Annotated in this window: 7 protein-coding genes; 5 read left to right on the top strand and 2 right to left on the bottom strand. The window is 58.8% G+C overall.

The window, feature by feature from the left end; all coding sequences use genetic code 11:
- Nucleotides 1-115 precede the first annotated feature (115 nt).
- From K1X75_12500 to arsC, 4 genes are all read left to right on the top strand, one after another.
- The gene (locus K1X75_12500) at nucleotides 116-277 is read left to right on the top strand and encodes a hypothetical protein (protein MBX7058878.1); all 162 of its coding nucleotides are present in this window, start codon (nucleotides 116-118) and stop codon (nucleotides 275-277) included.
- 817 nt (nucleotides 278-1094) lie between these two features.
- The gene (locus K1X75_12495; protein ID MBX7058877.1) at nucleotides 1095-1715 is read left to right on the top strand and encodes a hypothetical protein; all 621 of its coding nucleotides are present in this window, start codon (nucleotides 1095-1097) and stop codon (nucleotides 1713-1715) included.
- Entirely contained in the window at nucleotides 1712-2749 is a 1038-nt protein-coding gene (locus K1X75_12490; GenBank protein MBX7058876.1) for a serine protease, read from the top strand. The genes K1X75_12495 and K1X75_12490 overlap by 4 nt, the downstream gene beginning before the upstream one ends.
- Before the next feature lie 29 nt (nucleotides 2750-2778).
- Nucleotides 2779-3141 (top strand): arsenate reductase (glutaredoxin), encoded by a 363-nt coding sequence (gene arsC, locus K1X75_12485; GenBank protein ID MBX7058875.1) that lies wholly within the window; start codon nucleotides 2779-2781, stop codon nucleotides 3139-3141.
- 7 nt (nucleotides 3142-3148) lie between these two features.
- On the opposite strand, the gene K1X75_12480 is transcribed toward arsC, so the two are convergent.
- Entirely contained in the window at nucleotides 3149-3739 is a 591-nt protein-coding gene (locus K1X75_12480) for a TetR/AcrR family transcriptional regulator (GenBank protein ID MBX7058874.1), read from the bottom strand.
- A 118-nt stretch (nucleotides 3740-3857) separates the two neighbouring features.
- Here K1X75_12480 and K1X75_12475 point away from each other — a divergent pair, with 118 nt between their 5' ends.
- Nucleotides 3858-4574: a nitroreductase gene (locus K1X75_12475; protein ID MBX7058873.1), complete on the top strand. Its 717-nt coding sequence runs from the start codon at nucleotides 3858-3860 to the stop codon at nucleotides 4572-4574.
- 73 nt (nucleotides 4575-4647) lie between these two features.
- Here K1X75_12475 and K1X75_12470 read toward each other — a convergent pair whose 3' ends face one another.
- Nucleotides 4648-6063 carry a glycine--tRNA ligase gene (locus K1X75_12470; GenBank protein ID MBX7058872.1) on the bottom strand — a complete coding sequence of 472 codons (1416 nt, stop codon included), beginning with the start codon at nucleotides 6061-6063 and terminating at the stop codon, nucleotides 4648-4650.
- Between the last annotated feature and the right edge of the window lie 126 nt (nucleotides 6064-6189).

Below are 6189 nucleotides of genomic sequence, written 5' to 3'. Positions count from 1 at the left end.
ACCTGTTTGAGAACTTTCCATCCGCCGGCAGGAATCGCGACGGGCTCCGGGCGCTGCTGCCAATGCATGTAACGCCGGAGCAGGTGGAAAACTTTCTCCGGAAAACCGCGGAAAAATGAGCGCTTACGATCCGACGATGTGCGCGGCGCATCGCATGACAACAGAGCTCGTAAAGATCAGTGACTGGAACAAAAGAACGTTCGGCTCCATGTATCTCGAACTTGCCGACGAACTACCCATGTACGCGGTCGTCCACACCACCGAAGAGTGCTTCTAGCCATTTCACTGGATTCTGGAGATTGATTCAGAGACAATCTTGATACCAACACATGGGTGCTACTTTGTCTTCAAACGGGTCCCATGAGTGCGATCAATCTTTCGAAGACGTGGCTTGAGCTTCAAAGACTGCAATAAGAAAACTGGGGAGAATGTGGTAGTGTGCCAGATCTTTCGCGAAAGTGAAAGGAGCGGGTTCTCCTCCTGGCCGATGAAAAGGTTGGGAAACGTAAATCAAAGGATAACGATATGGATACTGGCCCGGCCGCCTGAAGCTGGAAATCCATATTCATTGGGGTCTACAGAGTTGTTCGAATTCGATTAGAATAGGACTCTCAAGAGCAAAGTCCGCCAGCGCCCCTTCCAGCTCTTAGATGCCCTTGCGCAACCCAATCTCAGTTCTATGCTCCGAACGGAAAGCCCCGGTATTGAATTCATCGCGCCAATTCGAAATCGTAGCGACGGAGATGGGTTCCCTTCGGGCTATTCGTGTCATCGGGCTCTGCTTCGATAAAAGCTCCAGGACGATTCTCTTCTTGTTTTCGCGTGAAATATTCCGCCTTTTGATCACTGGCCAATCTCCTTGCTCCCTTTCTTGCTGTCCTCCAGTTTCAGGGGGCCGGACCGTGGTCTCAGTACGGTATCCTGACCGCTGCTCCTGAGCTGGATGCGCTCGTCCCGTCGTCGAGTCTCAGCTTCTTCGCCTCAATCCAGCTGTGTCCAATTTCCAGGGCTCCGGCCATTTCCAGAGGCGCCCGTGGCGCGCATTTGCCGTTGACTGGCCGCGGCAGCGTTTCCACGTTCATCCTGGGGGCCTTATGAAACTACGCAGCCTGATTCTTATTTCCCTGACCGGTCTTGCAGCTTTAATCCCGCTTTCGGCGCAAATTACACAATTGCCGCCGGTTACGGTTGAATCGCTTCCATCAAACGTCGACGAGTTCACTGCCTTGCGCGATCGCATTTCCAGCACGCCGCAGGGAGGGGCCGCGGCTTTCATCATCGCCCTCAATATGTATGCGGCGAATGCGGCCGAGGGACAGAAAGCGCTGATCGTTGCCGCGGAGCTCAGCCGGCTCAGTCGCACCAACGGCGCTGGCAGCTACCGCGGCTTTGCGCTTGGCGCCGGCGACATGAGCTTGATCCAACGGCAGATTCAGAATGCGACTTATATTCCGCGCTGCTATTTTGCCGGAACCTCCTGGAATGATGGTTATGCGGCGAGCGCGCCTTACACTATGAATTTCACAACCAATCGATTTAGCGGCAGCGAGGCCAGCGGGCAGGTGAAGGTATTCGTGGCCTGCAGCGGCGCCAGCACCCCGCGTCCTATTACAGTCGTTCGCAATTCCAATGGCGTCTGGAAGGCGAAGGAGTGGAGTTCCGTTCTGGTTGGGATTCATGCTCCGGCCAGCTCTGCTCCTTCCGACGAACTTTGAGTCGAATCCTGTTGACCGCGCTCCTGACGGCAGTGCTTGCCGTCGGAGCGCTTGGCGCCTCGCCCTTTGCCGTGCGCAGTCGGCGCATGCCGGAATTGCTCAGTGCGGATGAAAGTCCGCTGCGTGTGGCAGGCGCGCGCTGGATGCGTTTGCGCTTTGAGGGCTGCAGCCGGGCGGCCGGCGGCGTGGCGCTGCGCGATTCCTCTGGCGCACGCCAATTGTTAAAGCCCCGCGCCGGCAATCTGGCTTCGCAATGGAGCGCTTTTTTTAATTCAGATCAAGTATTTGCGCGCTTGCAGGCCGGCGGCGAAAGCTCTGGCTGTCGCGCAGAGTCAGTTGAATTCAGCGGCGGAATGCAGCGTTCGGCGCCGGTAGGTCTATCCGCCCATGACAGCCGTCAGTCCTACTCCTCGCCTATCGTTCTGCGCTTGCTGGTAAGACGCAACGCCGCCCGCTGGTTCGTGTGTAGCGCCTTCTTGCATTCCAGCGGCTGGTGGATCACCGCCGGTCACTGTGCACGCGGATTGCAGATTGCGGAGCAGAACCCGCCAGCTTCGGCCGCCGATGGCGAGCTGCGCTTTGCTCCGCCACAGCGGCAGTGGAGCATTGATTCTCGCAGCATTCGAAGTTCGGTTGCCGGACCGGGCGCGGACTGGGCCATCTTTCGACTCGGCGCTCCGCTTGATGCCAGCGCTCCGGCTGAGCAATTCCCGGACGGTTTGCATAGTGTTGAGCAATTGCCGGTCGCAGGCGCCGCTATTCGCGTGCCTGGCTTTGGCGGCGATGCACTGGGCGTCGGGCAGAGCCCAGGCGCCGCGCATCACAGCTTGCGCGCAGCCAGCGGCCAATTCCGCGGCGGCTGTGGACGAGGCCTGGAATACAGCGGCATTTTCACGGAGGGCATGTCCGGCGCGCCGGCGCTGGATGAGAATGGCGCAGTGTTTGCCATTCATACCCATGGTCTGGGTCCAAAGGGATGCGGCACTTCGCTACGCGAGGACAATCTGCGTCGTGCTCTGGCTCAGCCGTATTGAAGCGCGGCGCTCGGCGAGGAGTATGATCGATGTCTCGTTCAAAGCCAGAGGTGCGAATCTTTCACAACCCGCGTTGCTCCAAGAGTCGTGAGACGCTGGCGCTACTGGAGGCAAGGGGTTGCGAAATTGAAATTGTCGAATATCTGAAAGTTCCGCCGGACGTTGACGAGCTGGCCAGTCTCTGCGCTATGCTGGGACTCAAAGCGCACCAACTAATGCGCAAGGGCGAGCCGCTGTTCAAAGAGCAATTTCTCGACCAGCAGCTCAGCGAGGATCAATGCCTGGCAGCAATGGCCAGGCATCCGATTTTGATCGAGCGTCCAATTGTCGTCCATAAGAACCGGGCTGTCCTGGGGCGACCGCCGCAGGCGGCGCTGGATTTGCTGCAGTAGCGCGCCTTCAATCGGCCGGCTTCCAGATTGCACTGGCCATTGGCGCAAGATCATCCAGCGCCGAGAGCTGGCCGGTCAGTCGCCAGGTTTGCAATGCGCCCTCGTAGCAAGAAAAGATCCGTCGCGCCGTCGCGGCGGCCTCCAGTCGTCGATCGATGCAGCCAGCCTGCTGCAGCCGCCGCACATAGGCGGAAAGCAGCGCAAGCGTTCGGGTAGAGAGCGAGCGCGCGGCCTCGGCGATTTCGCCGCCTTCGTTGGCCAGCTGCGCCATTAGATTTGCCATCGCGCAGCCGTGAAAATCTCCGCTGCGAATCTGGCGCTTGAGGACGCGCGTCCAGGCGCTCATGAACAACTGCGGATCGTCGTAGCGCTCCGTCAGACTGCGTAGAAAATTAAGCTGACCCTCGCCAAAGCGCTGCAGATAGGCGCATCCCAGCTGCTCCTTGGAACGGAAGTGCTGGTAGAAGCTGGCCTTGGCAGTCGCCGAGCGCTCGATGATTTCGTTGATGCCTGTTGTATGGTAGCCCTGGCGACGAAAAAGTTCCGAGGCCGTTTCCAGGATGCGTTGCTGCGCGCCGGGCGATTCGACTGCCTTCATTTTTTTTGCCTCCCCCGACGCTTTACGCTGGACAGACAGACTGGTCTGTCTGTAGCTGAATCTGGCCCCAGTTCATCCGCCGCTCGCCGGGAGGCAAGCGCAATTCAGGAGGGAAGTCATGGCCTCGGAAGTAAAAGAAGAAGTCCTCGAGTTCGTGGAAATTGGCGGCAAGGCGCAAAGCGTGAGCGAAGCGGTGCGGACGCGCCACAGCATTCGCGAATACCAGGACCGTCCGATTGAAGCCGATGTATTGCAGAGACTTCTGAACGACGCGCTGCGCGCGCCCAGCTGGAAGAACTCCCAACCCTGGACACTGCATGTACTCAGCGGCGCCGCCCGCCAGAAAATGGCCGAAGCGCTGGTCGATGCGGCAAAAAGCGCCGAGCCGCGTCCGGACAGTCCCTGGATGGAGAGCTATCCAGCGGATGCCAAACGTCGCATGTTTGATCTGGGCATGAAGCTCTATAGCGTGGCAGGCATTGAACGAAAAGACAAGGCCGCGCGGGACAATTTCATGCTGCGCAATTTTCAGTTTTTCGGGGCGCCGACGGCCATCTTCATTACCACGCACTTTGAGCTGGGAGTCTACACGGCGCTGGATGTCGGCTGCTTGCTCAATACGATCCTGTTACTGGCGCGCGAGTATGGCCTGGGCGCCGTGCCGCAGGCGGCGCTGGGGGCCTTCCCCAACGTGGTGCGCCGGCAGCTGAATCTGCCCGAAGAGGAAAAGGTGATCTGCGGCTTGAGCCTTGGCTATCCAGTGGAAGATTCAAATTTAAACCGATTCCATGCGCCGCGCGTCTCCTCTGCAGAGGCGCTCCGCTTCTATGACTGACCGTTTTCGGCGAATTTCCAGCGCCAGATGCGCAGCGCCAAAAAGCTGAAAGGGCGCCGACAGTTCAGGCCTCTCAGCCGGCCAGCTGCGTTGCAAGCAGGCCCGGCAGTTCCTTGATGGCGACGCGGCTTTGCTCCCCGCTGTCCCGCCGGCGCAGCGTAACCGTTTCATTTTCTTTAGTATCGTAATCTACTGTGATGCAGTAGGGAGTGCCCAGTTCGTCCTGACGGTAGTAGCGCTTTCCAATGGAGCCGGAATGGTCGACGTCGACCGGAAAGAGCGGGGCAAGCTGTTTGTGGATCTGGTCGGCAATTTCCGGCAAGCCGTCCTTTTTGACCAGACTGAAAATGCCAGCTTTGACTGGCGCCAGTCGGGGATGCAGTTTCAAAAGTACGCGCTGCTCCTTTGCGCCGGGATTCTCTACTTCGTATGCATCACAGAGCACTGCCAGCAGCAGGCGATTCACGCCAAGCGCCGGCTCCACGACGTAGGGCAGGTATTTGCTGTTGTCATCGGGGTCTGTGTATTCCAGGTTCTTGCGCGAGTGTGTGGCGTGCTGCTTCAGATCATAGTCAGTACGCGAAGCAATGCCCCACAGCTCGCCCCATCCAAAAGGATACTGGTATTCAATGTCGACGGTATCGTCCGAATAGAAGGCAAGCTCCTCTTTGCTGTGACGACGAATCCTCAACCGGGCTTCGGAGAGGCCGATGGAGCGCAGCCAATCCATGCAGAAAGCGACCCAGTGCTCAAACCACTGGCTCTGCGTGCCGGGCTTGCAGAAGAATTCCATTTCCATCTGCTCAAATTCGCGCGTGCGAAAAACAAATTGCCTGGCTACAATTTCATTGCGAAAACTCTTGCCAATCTGGGCGACGCCAAAAGGAACGCGGACGCGCGTCGAGTCGACGATGTTGCGAAAGTTGATGAAGATGCCCTGAGCCGTTTCCGGTCGCAAATAAACCTCGCTATCGGCGCCGGCCGCGGCGCCCATGCGCGTGGAAAACATCAGATTGAATTGTCGCGGCGGCGTGAAGCTGCCGCTGGTTCCACATTGCGGACATTGCAGCGTTGCACCGCGCTCTTCAAAGATGCGCGTCATATCCGCGAGGCTCAGGCCGTCGGCGCTGAGGCCGACGCGTTCCTCCAGATACTGATCGGCCCGCAGCCGCGCGCGGCACTGCTTGCAGTCGATCAACGGATCGTTGAAACCGGCGACGTGTCCGCTGGCCGTCCAGACCTGCGGATGCAGCATGATTCCACTGTCCAGTCCGACGACGTCGCCGCGCGTGCTGACAAACGCGCGCCACCATTCGTTCTTGATGTTGCGTAAGAGCTCCGTTCCATATGGGCCGTAGTCGAAGGTATTGGAGAGTCCGCCGTAGATATCGGAGCCGGGATAGACGAAGCCTCGCCGTTTGCAGAGCGCCACAATGTCCTTAAGGGTATCTTCGATTCGCGGCTTTTTTGCTTCGTTTTTCTCGGCCATGTGGGCGACAGGGCGCCGATTGCCGGGCCTGGCGACAAGGCTTTTCCCGCAGGGCGGCCGTCGCCGGAGCGGCGAAGCGTGCAAGCCCGGATTGACGCGGCGCTTGCGATTGACCATGCTGTCGAC

It is taken from the genome of Leptospirales bacterium (assembly GCA_019694655.1).
GTDB lineage: Bacteria > Spirochaetota > Leptospiria > Leptospirales > Leptonemataceae > SSF53.
Note: the sequence above shows the minus strand (reverse complement) of the source record. Positions and strands in the feature narration are given on the sequence as shown.